Origin of the sequence: Leptospira broomii serovar Hurstbridge str. 5399, assembly GCF_000243715.2 — a bacterium.
In the GTDB taxonomy this organism is placed as follows: domain Bacteria; phylum Spirochaetota; class Leptospiria; order Leptospirales; family Leptospiraceae; genus Leptospira_B; species Leptospira_B broomii.
Genome location: NZ_AHMO02000004.1, coordinates 635,394 through 654,845, shown reverse-complemented (window position 1 = coordinate 654,845; position 19,452 = coordinate 635,394). Strand labels below are relative to the sequence as shown.

Annotated in this window: 20 protein-coding genes; 10 read left to right on the top strand and 10 right to left on the bottom strand. The window is 43.5% G+C overall.

What is annotated here, in order from left to right; genetic code table 11:
- Positions 1 to 7 precede the first annotated feature (7 nt).
- A complete protein-coding gene (fliS, locus tag LEP1GSC050_RS03175; protein WP_010569611.1) occupies positions 8 to 457 on the bottom strand; it encodes a flagellar export chaperone FliS in 450 nt (149 codons plus the stop codon).
- Positions 458 to 544: 87 nt separating this feature from the next.
- Between fliS and purN the strand changes: the two genes are divergently transcribed.
- From purN to fsa, 5 genes are all read left to right on the top strand, one after another.
- Positions 545 to 1,171, top strand: a complete 627-nt coding sequence (gene purN / locus LEP1GSC050_RS03170) for a phosphoribosylglycinamide formyltransferase (RefSeq protein WP_010569610.1) — start codon at positions 545 to 547, stop codon at positions 1,169 to 1,171.
- 1 nt (position 1,172) lies between these two features.
- A complete protein-coding gene (gene purH, locus LEP1GSC050_RS03165) occupies positions 1,173 to 2,714 on the top strand; it encodes a bifunctional phosphoribosylaminoimidazolecarboxamide formyltransferase/IMP cyclohydrolase (RefSeq protein WP_010569609.1) in 1,542 nt (513 codons plus the stop codon).
- A gap of 1 nt (position 2,715) precedes the next feature.
- Complete coding sequence (locus tag LEP1GSC050_RS03160; RefSeq protein WP_010569608.1) at positions 2,716 to 3,345, top strand: hypothetical protein; 630 nt, start codon at positions 2,716 to 2,718, stop codon at positions 3,343 to 3,345.
- 32 nt (positions 3,346 to 3,377) lie between these two features.
- Complete coding sequence (locus LEP1GSC050_RS03155) at positions 3,378 to 4,097, top strand: hypothetical protein (RefSeq protein WP_010569607.1); 720 nt, start codon at positions 3,378 to 3,380, stop codon at positions 4,095 to 4,097.
- Positions 4,098 to 4,233: 136 nt separating this feature from the next.
- Entirely contained in the window at positions 4,234 to 4,878 is a 645-nt protein-coding gene (gene fsa, locus LEP1GSC050_RS03150) for a fructose-6-phosphate aldolase (protein WP_010569606.1), read from the top strand.
- 108 nt (positions 4,879 to 4,986) lie between these two features.
- Here fsa and LEP1GSC050_RS03145 read toward each other — a convergent pair whose 3' ends face one another.
- The 3 genes from LEP1GSC050_RS03145 to LEP1GSC050_RS03135 are packed head-to-tail and all read right to left on the bottom strand — an operon-like array spanning position 4,987 to position 8,198.
- Complete coding sequence (locus LEP1GSC050_RS03145) at positions 4,987 to 6,024, bottom strand: DUF1574 domain-containing protein (RefSeq protein WP_010569605.1); 1,038 nt, start codon at positions 6,022 to 6,024, stop codon at positions 4,987 to 4,989.
- Between the two features lie 9 nt (positions 6,025 to 6,033).
- Complete coding sequence (locus tag LEP1GSC050_RS03140) at positions 6,034 to 7,443, bottom strand: MBOAT family O-acyltransferase (protein WP_010569604.1); 1,410 nt, start codon at positions 7,441 to 7,443, stop codon at positions 6,034 to 6,036.
- Entirely contained in the window at positions 7,440 to 8,198 is a 759-nt protein-coding gene (locus LEP1GSC050_RS03135; protein ID WP_010569603.1) for a pseudouridine synthase, read from the bottom strand. Before LEP1GSC050_RS03135 ends, LEP1GSC050_RS03140 begins: the two co-directional genes overlap by 4 nt.
- A gap of 116 nt (positions 8,199 to 8,314) precedes the next feature.
- Between LEP1GSC050_RS03135 and lipA the strand changes: the two genes are divergently transcribed.
- Both lipA and LEP1GSC050_RS03125 read left to right on the top strand, forming a co-directional pair.
- Positions 8,315 to 9,220 (top strand): lipoyl synthase, encoded by a 906-nt coding sequence (lipA, locus tag LEP1GSC050_RS03130; RefSeq protein ID WP_010569602.1) that lies wholly within the window; start codon positions 8,315 to 8,317, stop codon positions 9,218 to 9,220.
- Complete coding sequence (locus LEP1GSC050_RS03125; RefSeq protein WP_010569601.1) at positions 9,205 to 9,540, top strand: hypothetical protein; 336 nt, start codon at positions 9,205 to 9,207, stop codon at positions 9,538 to 9,540. Before lipA ends, LEP1GSC050_RS03125 begins: the two co-directional genes overlap by 16 nt.
- Positions 9,541 to 9,631: 91 nt before the next feature.
- On the opposite strand, the gene ompL47 is transcribed toward LEP1GSC050_RS03125, so the two are convergent.
- From ompL47 to LEP1GSC050_RS03110, 3 genes are all read right to left on the bottom strand, one after another.
- The gene (gene ompL47 / locus LEP1GSC050_RS03120; RefSeq protein WP_010569600.1) at positions 9,632 to 10,714 is read right to left on the bottom strand and encodes a multi-beta-barrel domain surface protein OmpL47; all 1,083 of its coding nucleotides are present in this window, start codon (positions 10,712 to 10,714) and stop codon (positions 9,632 to 9,634) included.
- Positions 10,715 to 11,028: 314 nt separating this feature from the next.
- The gene (locus tag LEP1GSC050_RS03115) at positions 11,029 to 12,204 is read right to left on the bottom strand and encodes a lipoprotein LipL45 (RefSeq protein WP_010569599.1); all 1,176 of its coding nucleotides are present in this window, start codon (positions 12,202 to 12,204) and stop codon (positions 11,029 to 11,031) included.
- Positions 12,205 to 12,298: 94 nt separating this feature from the next.
- Positions 12,299 to 13,498: a PQQ-dependent sugar dehydrogenase gene (locus tag LEP1GSC050_RS03110; protein WP_020986982.1), complete on the bottom strand. Its 1,200-nt coding sequence runs from the start codon at positions 13,496 to 13,498 to the stop codon at positions 12,299 to 12,301.
- Between the two features lie 93 nt (positions 13,499 to 13,591).
- Here LEP1GSC050_RS03110 and LEP1GSC050_RS03105 point away from each other — a divergent pair, with 93 nt between their 5' ends.
- The gene (locus LEP1GSC050_RS03105; RefSeq protein WP_010569597.1) at positions 13,592 to 14,926 is read left to right on the top strand and encodes a radical SAM protein; all 1,335 of its coding nucleotides are present in this window, start codon (positions 13,592 to 13,594) and stop codon (positions 14,924 to 14,926) included.
- Positions 14,927 to 15,210: 284 nt separating this feature from the next.
- Here LEP1GSC050_RS03105 and LEP1GSC050_RS03100 read toward each other — a convergent pair whose 3' ends face one another.
- From LEP1GSC050_RS03100 to LEP1GSC050_RS03090, 3 genes are read right to left on the bottom strand one after another with little or no spacing between them, the layout of a single operon-like run.
- A complete protein-coding gene (locus LEP1GSC050_RS03100; protein WP_010569596.1) occupies positions 15,211 to 15,894 on the bottom strand; it encodes a TIGR00266 family protein in 684 nt (227 codons plus the stop codon).
- 16 nt (positions 15,895 to 15,910) lie between these two features.
- Positions 15,911 to 16,582: a TIGR00266 family protein gene (locus tag LEP1GSC050_RS03095; RefSeq protein ID WP_010569595.1), complete on the bottom strand. Its 672-nt coding sequence runs from the start codon at positions 16,580 to 16,582 to the stop codon at positions 15,911 to 15,913.
- Between the two features lie 27 nt (positions 16,583 to 16,609).
- Positions 16,610 to 17,275 (bottom strand): TIGR00266 family protein, encoded by a 666-nt coding sequence (locus LEP1GSC050_RS03090; protein ID WP_040910870.1) that lies wholly within the window; start codon positions 17,273 to 17,275, stop codon positions 16,610 to 16,612.
- A 103-nt stretch (positions 17,276 to 17,378) separates the two neighbouring features.
- Here LEP1GSC050_RS03090 and LEP1GSC050_RS03085 point away from each other — a divergent pair, with 103 nt between their 5' ends.
- Both LEP1GSC050_RS03085 and lpxC read left to right on the top strand, forming a co-directional pair.
- Positions 17,379 to 18,038, top strand: coding sequence for an SDR family oxidoreductase (locus tag LEP1GSC050_RS03085; RefSeq protein WP_040910868.1), 660 nt, complete (start codon positions 17,379 to 17,381; stop codon positions 18,036 to 18,038).
- Between the two features lie 386 nt (positions 18,039 to 18,424).
- Positions 18,425 to 19,330: a UDP-3-O-acyl-N-acetylglucosamine deacetylase gene (gene lpxC, locus LEP1GSC050_RS03075; RefSeq protein ID WP_010569593.1), complete on the top strand. Its 906-nt coding sequence runs from the start codon at positions 18,425 to 18,427 to the stop codon at positions 19,328 to 19,330.
- Positions 19,331 to 19,452: the final 122 nt, after the last annotated feature.

Here is a 19,452-nt window from a genome sequence, read left to right as displayed (position 1 = left end):
TGTGGAATTAGCCTTGGAGAGAGAGTCCCGAACTACGAGTACCTGGAGTCGGCATCGCTACTACGGAACCTTTTTCTTTTTTCTCTACTTCGTCCCAGGCGCTTTTAAGATCTTCAAGATATTTGATAATTTCCTTCATAATCTCGGAATCTTTCCGCATATTTGCTTCTAAAAGACGTTTTTTTACGTAAACGTAAATGCCGAGCAGATTATTTGCAACCTCTCCGCCGTCTTCCAAATTCAAAGCCAGCATTAATTCCGTAACAATATCCTGGGCTTTTAGGATATTGTTATTAACCACATCATACTTGCGGGGCGTATTATTTTCTATCGCCACATTTAAGAAGCGAATCGCTCCTTCATAAAGCATTACGATAAGCCGTCCCTGACTAACAGTAGAAATTTCATTGGATTTGTACTGTTCGACAGAGGCCGTCGATTTTCTAGCAAGTGACATGTGTCTCTCCTGAAATACTCTTCGACAAAATCTGGGACCGCCTTAACGTAGGTGGATAATTCTTAAGCGTATCTTGAGCGAAAATTCTTGGCAAGCCTGTTTCCTAAACCCAGAAAAAAGCTTGTTTTTTTAGCCTCCGGTCGCGGTTCCAACTTGGAAGCAGTCCTTTCGGCGGTCAAAAAGCGAAAAATTCCCGGAATTCCTCAATTTCTGTTTTCGGACGAGCCAAATGCACCGGCTATCAATATCGCTACAAAATACGGTCTGCCAACTAAGATATTAGAATATAAATCTTTCTCTCGAAAGGAAGATTACCATGCCTCTCTCTTAGAAATCCTGGATTCGGCCGCCCCGGATCTTATCGTGGCCTGCGGATATATGAGAATTCTACGGTCGGAGATCATCCGTAGATTTGAGAATAGAATCATCAATATCCATCCGTCGCTACTACCCTCTTTTCCGGGATTGAACGCGCAAAAGCAGGCGTTCGAATACGGAGTCAAAATTGCCGGCTGCACCGCTCATTTTGTGGACGAAGGCGTGGATTCGGGACCGATCATTCTCCAAGGATCCGTGAAAATCGACTCGAAGATGACGGAAAGAGAATTGACTCTGGCCATTCTCAAAGAGGAACATAAAATCCTGCCTCTCGCAGTGAAACTCTTCTGCGAAGATAGGCTCTCCATTAAAAATAGGAAGGTCTCCATCCTCTAGCATGATTAAAATAAGCCGCGCACTCATTTCTGTTAGCGACAAAACCGGTCTAATCGGTTTCGCCAAGTATCTCGATTCCAAAGGCGTCGAAATCATCTCCACCGGAGGGACTCTAAAAGCACTGCAGGACAGCGGAATTAAAGCAGTCGCGATCGATGACTATACCGGCTTTCCGGAAATTCTAGACGGTCGGGTTAAGACACTTCATCCGAAAGTCCACGGAGGACTTTTAGGCGTAATTTCCAATCCGGAACACCAAAAAAAAATGGACGAGCTTGGAATCCCTAAGATAGACCTGGTCGTCGTGAATCTTTATCCGTTCTTAAAAACGGTTTCTAAGCCCGGCGTCCAATTGGACGAAGCTATCGAGAATATAGATATCGGCGGTCCCTCCATGATCCGATCCGCGGCGAAAAATTATCGGCACACGATCGTAGTCACCGATCCGAACGACTATAAAACGGTGGAAGAGTCGATGGTCGTAAACGACGGTTCGGTTGATGCTGATACTTCCTTTCTTCTGATGAGAAAGGCATTCTCTCATACGAGCATGTATGATACCGCAATCTCTTCCTGGTTCAATAAACTTGCAGGCGAAAAATTTCCCGACATACTCAACCTCTCATTCACTAAAAAACAAAAGCTCAGATACGGAGAAAATCCGCACCAAGGAGCCGCGTTTTACGAACCTCTTTTTACGAAGAGCGAATTCTCTCCCCTGCAAGGAAAGGAACTTTCGTTTAACAACATGCTGGATTTCGATTCCGCATTTCATATATCCGCATTATTACCCGACAATACCGTTTGTATCATAAAGCACTTGAATCCTTGCGGAATCGCTTATGCTGACGATCCTTTGGAAGCATTTCGCTTAGCAAAGAGGACCGATCCGGTTTCTGCGTTTGGAGGAGTCATCGGAATCAAAGGAAAGGTTTCGGGCGAATTAGCCGCTCTGATAGGCGAATTATTCGTTGAAGGCGTGATCGCCCAAAAGTTCGAAAAGGAAGCTCTGGATTATTTCGCCAAAAAACCGAATGTTCGTTTAATAGAGATTGAAAACTTTCAAGAAGCATTGGATGAAATGGACCTGAGGCCGATTCATCATGGGCTATTGTTGCAGGATCGGGATTACGCTACAATTTCGGAAAAAGATCTAAAAGTGGTAACTAAGAAGCAGCCGACAGAAGAAGACATTCGCGGATTGATGTTCGCTTGGTCCACGGTTAAGTTTATTAAGTCAAACGCTATCGTGTACACCGAGGAAAATGCAACGTTAGGAATCGGCGCCGGCCAAATGTCAAGAGTCGACTCTGTCCAATTAGGTGCCACGAAAGCGTTAAATGTAGGACTCTCGGTCGTAGGATCGTACGTGGCCAGCGACGCCTTTTTTCCTTTCCGGGATGGAATCGACGCGATCGCGAAAGCGGGAGCAAAGGCGATCATCCAACCGGGCGGTTCTATCAGAGATGAGGAAGTGATTCAAGCGGCCGATGAGCACGGCTTGATTATGGTGTTTACCGGCATGAGGCATTTCCGACACTAAAATGGAATTCTTTCTCTATCTAATTTTCTTCGCGTTTACGCTGTCTTTTCTATCCTTAGCGGATTATTACTTCGGATTATTATTCCTAAGCGGAAAGGATATGTTCGCAAAAAGCGAACTTACGGATTGGATCAGAATTCTTCCTTCTAAAATACTTCAAATCTTCGAAGCTGGAGGAAATCTCCAGTATGGATTGATTTCCTTCGGATTATCCGCCTTTGTCTCATATATCTGGACATTAGCGGGTGGACTTATCGGAGCCCCTCATTATGCGGATTCCTTCGGAAATTACTTCTTTTTGTCTTTTTTGATGCCCGGATTACTATTGGCGTTTTATCCGACCCTCGCTTCGGAAATTTTAAAATCTACGTCGGATTCCCGTCCGGATTCTTTCTTATCCAGATTTTTAGGGCAGGAAATCCCTCTCTTATCCGGAGTCTTCGTTTCCGTAATCGCATCCAACTTGGCGGTCTACGGACTTTATCACGAAATCGCGTTTCTGTTCGTACTTCCTAATATTTCAATTCTTGCAATCCTGTTGATTCTGAGATGGAACGGAAAGGTCCGATTTGGGGGAATTCGGCTGGATCGACAAGAGCCTCACGACGAGGATTTCGGGGAAGATTCCTAATACAAATCGGTTCTTTTGCCGATAGGGTAATTATGAAAGGGCTTACTCTACCTACGATTTTTGTTTTCGTTCTTGTTCCTATTCTAGGCGTGTTTGCCCAGTTTCCGGGAGACGATACGTCTCGAAATAATCGTCAAGGTGGCAGCCGACCTACTCTCGACGGGTTTGCGGAGGTCGCTTGGGAATCAACGTACGCTCAAGTCAGGGAAAAATTTCTTTCCTTAGCCACGAATCCGGATAGCGGCGAAAAAGTAGAGATTATCAACGAAGATAAAGAGAAATCATTGCTGATTCGAAGAAGCGGAATCTTTTACGTGTATCGCTTTTACTCTACGCCTAAGATCGTCTTAGATTCCCGCCCTAAACAGAAGCAGGTTCAAACGACTCCTCCGCCGGCAAACGAAGACGAAGGCCATAATGAACCGGGCAAATTATTTTCCGTCGGAGTTTCCTTTCGATATCTTCCGGGTAAGGAAGTACAAGATAAGCTGGAGAATAAGTACGGCAAACCTAAGAAGGAAACTCTAGACGAAAAAAAAATCGGCGGCGCTGCGATCTGGGAACTAACCAACGAAAAGGAAATTCCTCCTCGCGGCGGGTTTATTGTTCAATGGAAAGAAGCCTACAAAAAGCAACCTTTCACACGCAGAGTAGATTATTTTAGCTCTAAACTGAAGGCTCAGATAGAAAAAGAATACAAGGAATTCTTCTCCGCCGAAGAAATTAAAACTTTGCGAGATCTTATTCCTTGATCCGGGACCCGGGTTTCATACTTATTCAACTTTCTCACGACATAGATCCTCAATCAGAATCTAAAATCGGATTGACCCTCTACTAGGATAGAAACGACTATCCTAGTAGATCATCCTTCGAAATCGGAGTTCACTTGTGGAATTATATTTAGATACGGCAAACGTCGACGAAATCAAAGAGATTGCCTCTTACGGCCTACTCGACGGCGTTACTACCAATCCCTCTCTTATTGCAAAGTCGGGGCGCAACTTTAAAGATGTAATCAAGGAAATTTGCGCAATCGTCCCAGGTCCTGTAAGCGCGGAAGTTCTCGCAACCAAACACGAGGAAATGCTGAAAGAAGCGGATGAACTCGTAGCCATCGCTAAGAATGTCGTCATCAAAGTTCCTTTGATTCCGGAGGGATTAAAGGCGGTCGTAAAATTGACCGAAAAAGGTATTCCGACTAACGTAACATTATGCTTTTCCGCCCCCCAAGCTCTTCTTGCAGCTAAAGCAGGCGCCACTTATATTTCTCCCTTTATAGGTAGAATCGACGATACGTCCTGGGACGGAATGGATTTGATTTCAGAGATCCGCGAAATTTACGATAACTACGGCTACGAGACGAAAATACTCGCCGCCTCGATCCGCGGCCCGATGCACTTGAAAGAATCTGCACTACGAGGAGCCGATTGTGCGACTATGCCTATCTCCGCTTACCAACAGCTTTTCAAACATCCACTAACCGATATAGGGTTGGAAAAATTTTTAGAAGACGCCAAAAAACTGAAATGGTGAAGTCTTCATCTTCGATTTAGCTTTAAAGCCCGCAAAATTTGCGGGCTTTTTTATGTCAAAGCGGCGATCTATGAACCCGATTTTAGATAAGCCCAAAAATTCGTCGAATTATCTAGGCAATTTATTTTTTCCGTAATAGTCATTCATTAAAAGCCGAATTTGATCCACAATGCAGAAGATATCCTGATGAGAAGCATCATAATATTTGTCACAGGAATTTGAGACATTCATGTCGACGGAACGAGCATCGTATTTATTCGTAAGCTCTCGGACCCTGGGCCACCAAATTTTGTCCAAACCTAATTCGTAATAACCTTTTCGATAACCGTCGTATACACGCGGCCATACTATATATGCGACTATTCCATTTTCCTTACAGAGTTTTAAAAATTCTTCGACGAAGAAAAATTGCGTATCCGATACCGTAAATCCGGAAAGGTAGATACTTTTCAGTCGAATCGCATCTTTCGCGAGTTTCTTCGGATTGTTGGTCGCAGTCGCATACGCCATTTGTTCTCCGTTCGTCATATCCAAGATGATTCTTTCGTCGTTAAATGCAGGATCGTATTCGTCCAGATTTCCGGCAGTCAATCTCGACCAAAATAGTTTGAAGCTCGGCTTTACTTTTCTATAAACAAAGATCCTTTCCTTGAGTATATCCAATTTGTCCGAAATAGTTAAATGATTCCAATAAGTATGGATGAACTCCTCGTCCGCGCCGAGGCGCAAGAAAGGTTCGTACATCAAACCCTTCGAATCGTCGAAGGCTTCCGGGCTCACAACGTAAAAGACCGCCTTCGGTTTAACTCCGGCTTGAACCGTCTTTCTTAACCAATATAATCCGTAAGCCGGAACTGCCTGAGGTCCCGCAAAATTATAGAGAACCCAATCCTTTCTCATTTTCTCTTCGAGTGCTTTTTCCGAATAAGGGTATGCTCTAGAATCCCCGAACGCTATCGCTAAATTTCTCTCTTGAATTTTCGGATCCTTTAGCATTCTTTGAAACAGCGATCTTCTCTGAGAATAGTAAACGGGATTTCCGTCCTGATAAAATGAATCGCGAAAATATTCGAGGGTGAAAATCTTATCCGCGCAAAACAGCAAAAATAAAAAGAGAAAGGGATAATAAATAAAAATACGTTTCATAGTCTTTTCTTAAAATTGTCCGTAAAAGAAGTCGGCATTGCCGTTCGGCAAAGCCAGTAAAATCAGAATCCATGCGAGAGGTAAAGTGAACGCTTTGATCCTATCGGAGATCCGGAATTTTTCCGGCCATTCTTCGGTACAATGGAAAAAAATCGCAACAGCCAAAGCAAACACACACGGCTCAGCGTTCGGAAAATCCTGTCCGGGAGCCCATGTAAGAATCCGTCCGACGGCGTCAAAAGCGGTGCTAACGGTCGGAGTAAAAAATAAGATCCACGAAATACAGTAAATATGCAGAACGAAAAGATAGGTTACGATTCGCTTCACGTACGGAATATCGGGAAAAAGTTTTATTCCGGAATCTTTAAAGACTCGTTCGATTGAGAGATATGCACCCGTAAATAAACCCCAAAGTAAGTAGTTTGTATTGGCCCCGTGCCATAAACCCCCGATCCCGAAAGCTATCAGATAGTTAATGCAGGTCCTAAAAGTTCCCAATCTAGATCCGCCTAGCGGAATATATAGATAATCTCGGATCCAGAATGAAAACGTTAGATGCCATCTTCTCCAAAAATCGCCGAAACCGTTCATAAAAAAAGGCGCCTTGAAGTTTTGCGGCAACTGGAAGCCTAATAATCGGCCTAGTCCTCTCGCCATATCCGTTAATCCTGAAAAATCCAAGTAAAGATAAATCGCAAAAAAATAAATAGTACGAAGTAATGCCCAGCCGGAAAAGATGGCCGGCTCTCCGAAAACAGGAAAGATCGATCCGGTCATTAAAACGGATAGAACTGATTTCTTTAATAATCCGAAGAGAACCAACCATAATCCGTCGACCATGTCACCGCGAGACATCTTAGGCGAATTGAATTGCGCAGAAACATCAGAAAATCTTAAAATGGGTCCCGCGATCATTACCGGGAATAGAAGGACATAAGAAGATATCCGGGAAATCGTTATCTCCTCCGGTATCGATCCTTTTTTCTTATCCACGGCAAGCGAAATTAATTGAAATGTATAATAACTGATCGTAAGGGGTAAAATTACTTCGAAACCCGCCCATCCTAGGGCTTTAGAAACAAGAATATCCAAACTTGCCTTGCTCTGTAATTCCCGCATCCCTAATGCGACGCCGACGAGGTCCGTTAAGAAGTAGAAATATTTAAAGAAAGCTAAATTCAAAACATTGAATCCGATAGAAACCGGTAAAAACCAATTCTTCTTCAGAAAGAATCGAATGAATATCCAGTTAACGAGAATCACAGACCAGAGGTGAAATAAGAACGGCCAAGAGCCGAAGGCATAAAATACGGAAGAGGCTAAAACAAGAAAATATTTCTTTAATCGGTCGGGAAGGTTCCAATAGATAAGGAAAACGAAGCCGAAGAAAAATAAGAATTCTAAGCTTGTAAAGTTCATGGTCTCCATTTTTGAGGATCCAGGAGAGTGTATTCCCCTTCCCGAATCCCTAGTTCTTTCAATCGTAAATTTCCGATTCTCACACGTTGTAGGTCCATCACCCTTCCTCCCAATGCGGAGAACATTCTTCTAATCTGTCTCTTTCTCCCCTGACGGAGAATGATTCGAAATCGGGAGGCCTCCGGACCTTTTGATTCCGAAAGGATAGATTCTGCTTTCAGGATTTCTCCCTCGTCCATAATTCCTTCTCGAAATCTACGCACCGTTTCGCTTACCGAAATGGAGTCGTGCAAAGATACTTCATATTCCTTTTCGGAAGAATGAGAAGGATGGCTTACTTGGTGAACTAGTTCGCCGTCGTCGGAAAGTAATAGTAGACCTCTCGAATCCAAATCTAAACGACCCGCAATTGCTAGCTGTCCGTACTTGCTCGGCAATAATTCAAAGACGGTATGATTATGAAATCGATCCCCGTGGGAACAAAGATAACCTGGCGGTTTATTGAGAGCGACGAAAACGGTTCCCTTCTTAGGAATCGCCTTTTTGTTCCCTACAAAAACTTCGTCCTTCCCCGGACGAATACGAGTACTTAGATCTTGAACCGATTTTCCGTTTAAGGAAACTTTTCCATTCAGAATCAATTCTTCCACTTTTCGTCTAGAGCCAAAACCGCAATCGGCAAGGAACCGATTGATTCTTATCCCATCCCGTTCTTCCGAAAGTTCCGATTTTTGCCCTCTCTCTTTTTTTCCCAAAACGGGCCCATCCTATAAGTGTTGCCACCCGAATTCATTCCAGATTAAGTATAGGGGGACAATCCGGCTACCCAAAACACTTGACCTTTCCACCGGAACTCGGCAGGCTATAGACTGTGAACCCGCTCAAGAAAAAACCTAGAACTTCGTTCAATATTCCCGCTCCGGAAAAACCGGATTGGCTAAAGGTTCGGCTTCCTTTTCGAGAAACAGGTAATTCCGTTTCAATAGTTCGAGAACTTGTAGAAGAAAGTAAATTACATACGGTTTGTGAAAGTGCTTCCTGTCCTAATTTAAATCATTGTTGGTCCAGGAAAACTGCGACGTATATGCTTGCCGGAGATATTTGCACTCGACGTTGCGCCTATTGTGATGTTCCGTTTGGCAAGCCTCTTTCACTCGACTCTGGAGAGCCTCTGAGAGTTGCGGAGTCAGCTAAAGCTCTCGCTTTAAAACATGTGGTGATTACGTCAGTAAACCGGGATGATTTGGAAGATGGCGGAGCCCGTCATTATAAGGAAACGGTGGAACTAATCCGCCAAAGGCTACCCGATTGCAAGATAGAACTCCTAGTGCCGGATTTTAAAGCCAAAGAAGAAAACCTATCGATAATTTATTCAAGTAAGCCTGATATTTTTAATCATAACTTGGAAACCGTTAAGCGTTTATTTCCGAAAATCGCACCCGCCAAAAAATACGATCGTTCCCTACAAGTACTAAGACACGCTTCCGCTAATGGGTTCCTTACGAAGAGCGGATTGATTTTAGGATTAGGGGAAACTTTAGAAGAGGTCAGAGAAGCCCTCGGAGATTTGCGAAATTCCGGGGTTAAGATGGTGACTCTCGGACAATACTTGCAACCTACAGCTTCGCATCATCCCGTAAAGGAGTATGTGCATCCCGACATTTTTAAGGATTTAAAAGAGTATGGAAAAGGCCTAGGTTTTTTATCCGTCTTCTCCGGTCCGTTAGTCAGAAGTTCCTATCATGCTGACGAGCAAGTACCTTGGAACGAAAATTAAATAGAGTAACGGATATAAGCTCATCCGACTCCCCCGATCCAGGAGAGATAAAAAAAATTATATTTCATTCTCTTCTTTCCTATCTGTCGAAGAAGGAAGGTCCGTTATCCAAGACCGAGATTAAGGATCTTTTATTAGATTCCTTAAATCTAATAAAAGGATTTCGAGTAGAATGGGCCGAAATCAGAAAATTCGGTAAAGGAAAATTATTGGTCGAGTACCATCATAAAATTATGGTGCTCGATATGGAAGAAACGATAAACACCATCTTAAAGCTCTGGGAAAATTATTTAGACGCAAAAGAGAGAACCCCGGACTAAATCGAATCATGGATTCATAATCGAATCGCAAAATAAAAGCCCCGAATTTCCGGGGCTTTTATTTTTAGGATTATCCAATCTAAAAGAAAGATTACTTTCCTGCGGGTTTCGCGTTGGATGGATTCGCCGATTCGGATTTTGAATCCACCTGGCGAATTTTCGTTTCAGGAGGAGTTAGATCCAGAATAAACGTCAGTTTTTGCACTTCACTTTCATTACCGACGTTATCCACCGATTTTGCTTCTATTGTGTGCTGACCTGGTGCCGTTACGGTAAAAGCATCTTTATAAACCGTCCATTCCGCCGCTCCGTCTAGCTTGATCAATAATTGCTTAATTCCGGAAAACGTATCATTCCCTTTCAAAGAAAACGAATTTCCTTTTTTAGTATATAATTTGGATTCTACAGATACTAATGGAATCGTTTCAGCGATCATAACGGTGGGTTTTTCAAAATCGACCGTCACCACGAAGATTCCTTCTTGAGAAGTATTATTGGATTTATCAGTACCGAAATATTTAAGAGTATTTACCCCTAATTTATCCAAGCGAATCGGTTGATTATCGTACGTTTTAAATTCCCCTCCATTTACGGAGAATTTAACTTCCTTTACGCCGGCAAGATTGTCCGTCGCCGCGATGGTATAAGTAGTATCCTTAGGAGCGTAGCTTTGGTCTCTAGCGGAAAAGACAGTTTGACTCGGATTTATTTTGAGATTCGGAGGAGTGTTATCGACTAGAACTAGCAGAGTTTTAGGATTCTCCTTATTTCCTACCTTATCAACCCCTCTATAACTTACCTTCACAAGCCCTTCCTTAGCAATGAATATAGGAGCTGTATAAGTAACGTATTCTTCCTCCCCAATTCGATATTCGACAAAGTCGACTTTAGATGCGTCATCGGAAGATGTTAGTTCGAATTTAATCTTTGAATTAACGTAAATATCAGGAATAGTACCTGCTCTTTCTTCTGAGTCGGCTTTTTTCCCGGAAGCAGCTCCGTCGGATTTGGACGTATTCTTACCGGATCCGCCGGAGGATTTCGTCGAAGGTTGGGTTTGCGATTTAGGTGCTGTTTGTCGTTCGGGCTCGTCATCCGTATTCTGAGCGAAGGCCGCAGTTGAAACGATAAGTAGGCAAATGGCAATAAATCGGATTGGGGATGCACCCGTCATTCTAATCTCCTTGGAATTCTACGATGGTCTTTTAGGTTATCGGATCTGGCTCTATCAGATTCTCAAATTTAGACAATCTCTTCTTTTTGATACATGACGAACCGTTCTGAGTTTGGACGGTAAATAATCGAAATTTCTAACTAAATTCTGTCAAAATCGAAGCAAATTTTCATAAATTCGGTAGAACAAATTTATCATTACTTTACGAGAAATGTGGAGGCCGTTCATTACAAGAGTTTTACGGCCTATAAAAGAAAAAACCCGGGAGCCGTTAGACTCACCGGGATTTTTCCACCATTCTTTAAGCTTGCAGTTTAGAGTTTGGTCTTGGTTTGGAAATCGTAAACGACCTCTTGCACATCAGCTTGGTTGATTCTCTTGATGCCTTGCTCAGTATGAACAATCATCGTGCTTCCTTGCTGATCTACGATCGCACCGATAAATGAAGTCCCGTCAGCCATGACGATCTTCTCAAGTTTCTCGTAATAATTAACCAAATCTTGTTTGGTTTTCAGGTCTTTTGGAGCCGAAACTAAAACGCTTTTGAATCGTTTTACCTCGTCTTCTTGACGTTTAGCCAAGTCGGCTTCGATCTTTTTCTTTTCCGAGTCGTTTACTGCTGCTGCCTGTTCATCCAGCTTACCGGAAGAAGACTCATCGTTCAGTTTTACGATCTTTTCTGCCGTTCCTTTATCAACAGTAACGATAGTGTTGATTTCTTGTTCTTCCGACTTAGAAATACCCGATCCTGAAAGTTTAGTAACCGCTTTCGGAATTTCTTTATCCAAACTCGCAATTTTGGAGGCATCCTTTGTTCCGAACGTCTTATCAGACGCTTTTACAAGAGAAGATTCGTTTTTCTCCAAAACGATCTCCGCTTTATCCAGGGAATTCTGTACTTTCTTAAGATCGGAATTTCCTTCGATTTCCTCCGTGCTCATGCCTTCTAAGGCTTTTACACGAGGAGCAACCGCAACGGATCCTTCCAGAACTTTAATGACAGATCTATCGGGTTTTGTGCGATCTACGAGGAAGGAAGTTCCACGCACACCGGCGATGGCGGTCGGAGTGATAACCGAAAACTGATCGTCCTTGCTTGCTTTGTTAACTTTGGCAAAAACTTTTCCCGAAACTAGAGCGAGACGAGTGTCAGTATTTCCCTTAGCATTTACTGCCAAAGCAGCAAACTCCAACTGAGAATTTTCGGAAATTCTGATCGCAGAACCGTCCGCAAACTGAATATCGACTTTTGCCTTATCCTTGGTGACAAGCTTGTCGCCAGATTTGAGAGAAGCTCCTAAGCCTGCTTTTTCTTCGGTTAGATCAGCGTGTTGAACTTTTGATTCTCCAACGCTAAATACAATGATTGCCGTAGGTTCGCTCTGTTTTGCGTTCGCAGCTTCTGCTTTTTCAGCAGGCTTTTTGCAAGCTCCGGATGCTAACAGACCGACCAGTAGGACGGCCGATGCAACGGAAATGATGTTCTTCATACCCCTATCCTTGATCGAGATTAACCGGATCCGCGGTGGAGGCGGTCCGATCTATATGGGTTAACATTCAAAAGAATAGGTTTTTCAATTTATTTCAATTTTTTTTTACTAATTGATAAATATTTCCACCGTTAAAATCGGCAAAATAAATCTCACCTGCGGAATCTTGGCCAAACGTGCTGATGGGAAACCCTACTTTGAAGAGTCTGCGTACAGTAACTTTTTTGTCATTTTCTACCGACAAAGCCCAGATAACGCCCGCTACAAAATCACCGAAAACATACATCCCTTCTAACAAGGGTAATTGTTTTCCTCGGTATACATAACCGCCGGTAATCGACTGTCCGACTTGGTGGTCATACTCAAACAGCGGATCTATTAAACCGGGCTTTTTACATTCCTGATTATTTCGGAAACAATGAAATCCTTCCTTAATATTCCATCCGTAATTACCCCCTTTTTCAATGCGATCCACTTCCTCGAATTCATTCTGTCCGACATCCGCCAAATATAATTCTCCAGTCATCGAATCGAAGGAAAAACGCCAAGGATTGCGAAGTCCATATGCCCAAATCTCCGGAAGAAATCCCGACTTCCCGAGGAAAGGATTGTCCTTAGGAACCTTGTAAGCCGGACCAGAAGTATCGAGATTCGGTTCGATTCGAATCATTGTTCCGAGAAACGTATTGGGATTTTGTCCGTGTAAAAAAGGATCGTTAGCCGCGCCTCCGTCTCCAAAGCCAATATATAATTTTCCGTCATGGCCAAAGGCCAATTGACCTGCATTATGATTAGAGTAAGGTTGATCGACTCGAAGTAGAACGCGCTTTCGATCTTTCCAGGAAAGAACTTTCTGCGATTCCCAGACAAATTCAAGAATCAAGGTCTGATCCTTACCGGATTCCTTTGACACTGCATTTATGTAAAACCGACGATTTTTCGAAAAATCCGGATGGAAGGACAAGCCCAAAAGCCCTTCCTCCGATCTGGTTTCAACATTCCCCGTAAAGTCTGCCGCGAGATTTTTTTCTCCCGAGGTAAGATCAACCAACCAGATTCTACCTTTCTTTTCAAGTACGACGAAACTCTTAGGCTGCCCGGGGAGAAATTGAATATCAGTAGGTTCCTTAAACCCATTCGCGACCACCTTCCATGTAAGATCACTCCAAGTGATTGCTTTCGGCAGTTTAGAGGAAATTTCTCTCTTTTTCTTCTTAGTTTCAGCTGAATGTAAAATTGAGCTAAATAGTAAAAATAAGGAAAGAACTCGAAATACAGTATAAAGGCGGAACATAAGAAAATCTTCGTTCGAAATAGGCTACGGTCAACGTGAAAAAACGGAAAAACTAGATGCCAAAACGCCCTAGGAAAACAGTCTGTCGTTAAGATGAACGCTAGAAGTACCGTGCGCCCAGAATCTTCAATCGCATTGCTCGAGGAGATGGAACGAAAATATAGAACGATCCCTTTGGAAGCTATCGTAAAGCAGGACATCCTTAGACAGGGAATTCATTTTCTACCCGAATCTTTTTTAGTCGGGGAAGAATATAAGACGAAAGATTATTTCATCTTTTCTTTCGATCATATTCCTTTAGCCGACTTAAAAGAAGGAGCTGATTCAAAGGCTCCCGAAGAGATAAAGTTAGCAGGGGGACATTTTAACCTATTACCTACGGTTATCTCTACCCGGAATAATCCGACTTCTCCCTATAAAGTAAAACGAATCCCGCCTGGACAGGACAAGGAGGGTGCGCCGGGACTTTTCCTAAATGATACATTCCTTGGCCATCTAGAATATCCGCCAAAACCGGCATGGTACCGACATAAAACGAAATCCGGAAAGCTTCCCGGGGAAATTGCTCCCGTTATCGAATGGGGTTATTTAATCTATTTAACCGTTTTTCGAAATTGTCAATATTTTGGAAAAGAGGAGGAATGCGCTTACTGCGATATAAACCATAATTATCGTCAGCAAAAAAATGCCGGTCGACCTTACACCGGTGTCAAGGACGTCGAAGACCTTTTAGAAGTACTATCCTGGATCGATTCCGAAGATCAGATTGCAAAAGTTTATACGATTACCGGCGGGTCAGTCATCACTTCCTTGAAGAAAAAGAATGAAATCGATTTCTATTTGGAATATGCAAAAGCGATAGAAGATAAATTTCCCGGACGATGGATGGGTAAGATAGTATCGCAAGCTTGGGAGAAAGAAGACTGTCAAAAGTTTAAAGATGCAGGCATTCAAGTATATCACCCTAACTACGAAGTATGGGACAAAGAACTTTTTAAAAAAATCTGCCCCGGCAAGGAGTCGTATATCGGTCGCGATACATGGATCCGTAGAATCGTGGATTCTGTTGAAATTTTCGGCCCCTCACACGTAATTCCTAATTTTGTCGGTGGAGTGGAGTTATCTCAACCTTGGGGATTTGAAACGGTTCAAGAAGCAGTTGCCTCAACAGCCGAAGGTTTGGATTTCTTTATGTCGAAAGGGATTATGCCGCGCTTTACGGCCTGGTGCCCGGAACCGTATACCACACTAGGCACTCAGCCCGGGCCTCCCCTTGAATATTTTTGCGAACTATTGAAGGTTTGGAAAAATACATTCGAAAAATATAATTTACCTGTTCCTCCGGGATACGGAGAACCGGGACCGGGCAAGGCTGTCTTTTCAGTTTCAGCATTTATGGACGTCATCGGATACGCGGGACGGAATTAGTTAGATCGTCGATTCGATTCGACGAAACTTCGGAATTGAATTCGGTTAAGATATCCCCCACCCTTCCTGGGTGGGGGATGGTGGCGGCTTTTCTAAAAATAAATTTCCTAACAGAATTTAAGCGAATTGTCAACCAATTATTGGATTCGCTCCGTGTATGAGGTCCCACATCCGGTCATGCAAAAAAAGACTTTTAATAAATTAGAAAATCTGATATCGAATTTCTCGTAAACCACCGATCCGGCCCCCGCCCAAGAAGGGCGGGGGCCGGATCAAAAACCGCTTTAATCACTTGACGAGGATTTTTCTACGCGGCGCCAACTATCGGCCCAAGATGCGAAGGAATTTTGGTTCCGAGACTGCACATACAATCTTCCCTTTCCTGAAAATTTAGCGACCAGCCCTTCCCCAGATAGGAAGAGAGATTTTAATCCTCCGATGCGATCGATTTGATAATCCAGAGTCGTTTCAAAACCGACAATATGCCCGGTGTCGACGATATAAGTTCCGTCTACATCAACGGTATGAATAGCTCCGAAACTTGAAAAATAGAGATCACCGGTTCCGCTTACTTTTAAAAAGAAAAGACCTTCCCCGGAGAAAAAACCTTTAAACCCACCCCATTTGCTGTCGATCGTAAGTTCGGTCGAACCGGCTACATAAGCACCTCTACTAAGAATAAGCTCTTCGTCTTTTAAAACTCGGTATTCTAAATCGCCTTGGGTTTCGGAGGTGAGATATAAGTCCCCTGCTCCTCCTTGTGCAAAAAAAGTATTTTGGAAAAAAGATTCGCCGCTAAGCAATGCCCGCTTTGCGGAAGCAAAAATACCCCCCTCGGCTTTCGTTTCCATTTTAACGTTGGGAGCCATCGCCACCATTGCTCCGGATTCGGCTCGAATCGATTCACCGTTTTCTAATGTGATTTTTAATAGTGGAAAGTCAGGTTTAGCTAGTATTTCATGTTTCATAATATTTCTCTCTGTTCTATCTTTTCTTAGGAGGAAGTTCCGACCGGAACCAAGAACCCAGAGTCGGAACGTTTCTGGTCTGTATCCAAAGTTTTCCTTTTCCACTGAACCTTGCCACTAATCCTTCCCCTCCGAAGAAGAAGGATTTCCAACCGCCAAACTTAGTAATCTTATAATTTAAGCCTTCCTCGAACGCCACGATATGCCCGGTATCGACGATAAAGTCGCCGTCAACTTCAAGCAACTCTATCCCTCCGTAACTCGCTATTAGCAACGTACCCTTTCCGGAAAGTCTTAAAAAGAAGAGAGATTCGCCGCTAAAGAACCCTTTCATTCCTTGAAACTTGGTATCCATATCGATCGAAGGCGATGAGGCTAAGAAAGAGCTGGATTGAACGAAGACAGTTCCGTCTAAAGCCATACTTTCTATATCCCCAGGTAATGTAGGAGCCAGGAGCAATTCTCCCGGCTCGGAGGCGGAGAACGTATTCATCCAAAAGGACTCCCCGCCTAGAAACGCCGCCTTTAACGATTTCATAAAGCCGCCTTTCTGGGCCTTATGAGTTTCAATCCCGATATGGGAGCTCATACTCATCATCGCGCCGGATTCGGCTTTGATGGATTCTCCCGCTTCCAAATTAACTTTCGCAATACTATAGGATGGCTTGTATAAAATATTAATGTTCATTGTTAAGTCCTATTGATTCTTACGTTTTTACCCCGGTAAGAGACGGGTGAGCCAGCTGATAAAACCGGACGGTACCCTACTTTGTATCCAAAGAGTTCCATTTCCTGTAAAGTTCGCCACTAAGCCTTCTCCACTGAACAAAGTGGATTTCCAGCTTCCTCCGGCTTTACCTACGGTAAACTGAAGGGAGGAATCAAATGCTACGATATGGCCGGTGTCAACCGTATATCCACCCTGCACATCGATAGGAAAAATGGATCCGTAGGCGCTCAAAAAGGCCTTACCAATTCCGGAAAGTTCCAAAAGGAAGAGGCCTTCCCCCCCTAAAAGGGAACGGAGGCCTCCGAACTTGGAAACAATTTGAACAGCTTCATCCGATGCGAGATAAGCGCCTGCCTGAACTAAAATCGTTTTCCCGTTCATATCCAGTTCTACGATATCGCCGGGTAATTCGGGGGCCAGTCCTATCTCCCCTCCCGCGCTAGGCGCGGTATAGGTATTGAAGAAAAACGATTCTCCGCCCAGGAATTTCCGCGAAAGAGCGGAAAGGAAGCCGCTCCCCATTTTAGTTTCTATTCCTATCCCGGAACTCATATAAACCATAGCTCCAGCTTCCGATTTAATAGATTGACCGGGACCCAATCGAAGCTTCAATAGAGAGAACGATGGTTTGTGGGTAATCTGGTATTGCATATCGCAGCAGGTTGAAAGTTATTTCCTAAATCGTCAACCTGATTCGGAATTCCTCCTGATCTTTCCTCTTTTAGAAACGTTCCATAGAGTCGGTCTTTTTCAAATGAAACATGCATTGATAACCGGAGCAAATCGTGGCATAGGCTTAGAGTTGGCTCGAATTTTTTCAGATCAGGGTTACGAAGTATTGGCAGCCTGCAGAAAGGCTTCCGAACCGCTGCGTAGATTAGGCGTACCGATTTTCGAAGGCTTGGATTTAACCGATTGTAGGAACTTCGACTCCCTATCAAACGCCCTTTCCGGTAATCATTTGGATCTCTTAATTAACAATGCCGGAATTTTGATACCGGACAACCTAGATAGTATCGATTTTGAAGAAGTGGAAACGCAATTCTTAGTGAATGCTTTGGGCCCCCTCCAGTTAACACATTCACTTCTTCCTAAGATAAAGGATGGAGCAAAAATCGCCTTTATCACCAGTCGATTGGGCTCAATCGGAGAAAATACTTCAGGCGGCTATTACGGTTATAGGATGTCGAAAGCTGCCTTAAATGCAGGCGCCGTTTCCTTATCCAAAGACTTGAAGCCTAGAAGAATCTCTGTCGCAATTTTACATCCGGGAATGGTTGCCACTGAAATGACCGGTCGTCAGGGAATCCCCCCTCGGGAAGCCGCTGAAGGCTTGTTTAGACAAATTGAAAGTTGGTCCCTGCATGCCACCGGCAAATTTTTCCACCAGAATGGTGAGGAATTACCGTGGTAATGGCAGGTCCAAACCCTGGATAAAAAGGACTCAAAAGCAAATCTACGCTTCGAATCCGAATTCCCGTTATACTCCATATTGATATTATGGTAACCAGATGAGCGCAACATCCCAAAAACGAGCCCCGGAATTCTGTCTCCCGAAAACAACACTGTTGTAAAAATGAGACAAAAATACAGAAATTTCTTGCAAATTATGTCTCCTAAAGCCTTAAACCACGATCTACGTCCCCTTTTTCCTCTAGTTTTCGCCGCCTCATGGCATGGAAGTTGCTTTATTAATCCTAAAGGGCTATTTTTTATCCGAGCCGAGATGAAACTCGCGATAAAGAATACCCGTTAAAGCGAGAAACTGACCCAGATAGAAAAGATCTGGATAGGAAACCGATGAATTTCACGGAACATAGAAAAACAATTAAAGAAACAGTTAGAATTAAAGGGATCGGATTGCATTCGGGAAAAGAAGTCAATCTGGTAGCCCACCCTGCTCCTTCCGGAACGGGAATTGTATTTGAATATAGAAAAGGTGAAGATAAGGCCTCTATTCCGGTAGAGCTAAGCAACGTAGTCGATACAAGCAATGCGACCACATTAGGAGACGGACTTCATCGAGTACAAACAGTGGAACATCTTATGGCTGCCGTCTTCTCTCTAGGGATAACGGATATGATCCTGGAAATTGATTCTGTGGAAGTCCCGATCATGGATGGTTCCGCATTACCCTTTCTAGAGGCATTTGAAGCAACCGGATATAGGGAATTCGAGGAAGTACAAGAGCCTATCTATGTCAAAAACCCGATGTGGGTCGTAGATGGAGACAAATACCTCGTTATCCTACCGAGTAAGGAATGGAAAGTAACCTATACGATCGATTTCCCACACCCCCTCCTGAAAGGTCAAAATATCACAATCAATCTGAATCGCGAAATACTCAAAAAGGAGATCCTTCCTGCAAGAACCTTCGGATTCTTGAAAGACGTAGAAGCGTTGCAGGCAAAGGGGCTTGCTATGGGAGGCTCCTTAGATAACGCAATTGTACTAACACAAGACGGTTATTTAAACGAATCCCTACGTTACGAAAATGAATGCGTTAGACATAAAATCCTAGACCTGGTCGGAGACCTATCGATTGCCGGTAGACCGATCATAGGACATTATTTAGCCTCTAAAGCCGGTCATGCTCTGGATGTATCAATGGCCAAATTAGTAATGAGTTCCGAAACCGGAAACGAACTAGGCAAATACAAGAGCCGTCGTATTCCTCTATTTAAAAGAAAGACCGCGGTCGTTTAAGGAAGAAAATACCCAACTAAAGTCTGGTTTTTCTTCCTTAGGAATACCTGCCCGACCCGATGACTACGGCGATTTTCAATTCCGGAATTTAAACCGGAAGGGAGTTTCCGTGCTCTAAAGTC

What these genes read in the sequence shown, in the direction of transcription:
- fliS (WP_010569611.1), bottom strand. Translation starts at nt 457, where the DNA reads ATGTCACTTGCTAGAAAATCGACGGCCTCTGTCGAACAGTACAAATCC.
- purH (WP_010569609.1), top strand. Translation starts at nt 1,173, where the DNA reads ATGATTAAAATAAGCCGCGCACTCATTTCTGTTAGCGACAAAACCGGT.
- LEP1GSC050_RS03160 (WP_010569608.1), top strand. Translation starts at nt 2,716, where the DNA reads ATGGAATTCTTTCTCTATCTAATTTTCTTCGCGTTTACGCTGTCTTTT.
- LEP1GSC050_RS03155 (WP_010569607.1), top strand. Translation starts at nt 3,378, where the DNA reads ATGAAAGGGCTTACTCTACCTACGATTTTTGTTTTCGTTCTTGTTCCT.
- LEP1GSC050_RS03145 (WP_010569605.1), bottom strand. Translation starts at nt 6,024, where the DNA reads ATGAAACGTATTTTTATTTATTATCCCTTTCTCTTTTTATTTTTGCTG.
- LEP1GSC050_RS03140 (WP_010569604.1), bottom strand. Translation starts at nt 7,443, where the DNA reads ATGAACTTTACAAGCTTAGAATTCTTATTTTTCTTCGGCTTCGTTTTC.
- ompL47 (WP_010569600.1), bottom strand. Translation starts at nt 10,714, where the DNA reads ATGACGGGTGCATCCCCAATCCGATTTATTGCCATTTGCCTACTTATC.
- LEP1GSC050_RS03115 (WP_010569599.1), bottom strand. Translation starts at nt 12,204, where the DNA reads ATGAAGAACATCATTTCCGTTGCATCGGCCGTCCTACTGGTCGGTCTG.
- LEP1GSC050_RS03110 (WP_020986982.1), bottom strand. Translation starts at nt 13,498, where the DNA reads ATGTTCCGCCTTTATACTGTATTTCGAGTTCTTTCCTTATTTTTACTA.
- LEP1GSC050_RS03105 (WP_010569597.1), top strand. Translation starts at nt 13,592, where the DNA reads ATGAACGCTAGAAGTACCGTGCGCCCAGAATCTTCAATCGCATTGCTC.
- LEP1GSC050_RS03100 (WP_010569596.1), bottom strand. Translation starts at nt 15,894, where the DNA reads ATGAAACATGAAATACTAGCTAAACCTGACTTTCCACTATTAAAAATC.
- LEP1GSC050_RS03095 (WP_010569595.1), bottom strand. Translation starts at nt 16,582, where the DNA reads ATGAACATTAATATTTTATACAAGCCATCCTATAGTATTGCGAAAGTT.
- LEP1GSC050_RS03090 (WP_040910870.1), bottom strand. Translation starts at nt 17,275, where the DNA reads ATGCAATACCAGATTACCCACAAACCATCGTTCTCTCTATTGAAGCTT.
- LEP1GSC050_RS03085 (WP_040910868.1), top strand. Translation starts at nt 17,379, where the DNA reads ATGAAACATGCATTGATAACCGGAGCAAATCGTGGCATAGGCTTAGAG.
- lpxC (WP_010569593.1), top strand. Translation starts at nt 18,425, where the DNA reads ATGAATTTCACGGAACATAGAAAAACAATTAAAGAAACAGTTAGAATT.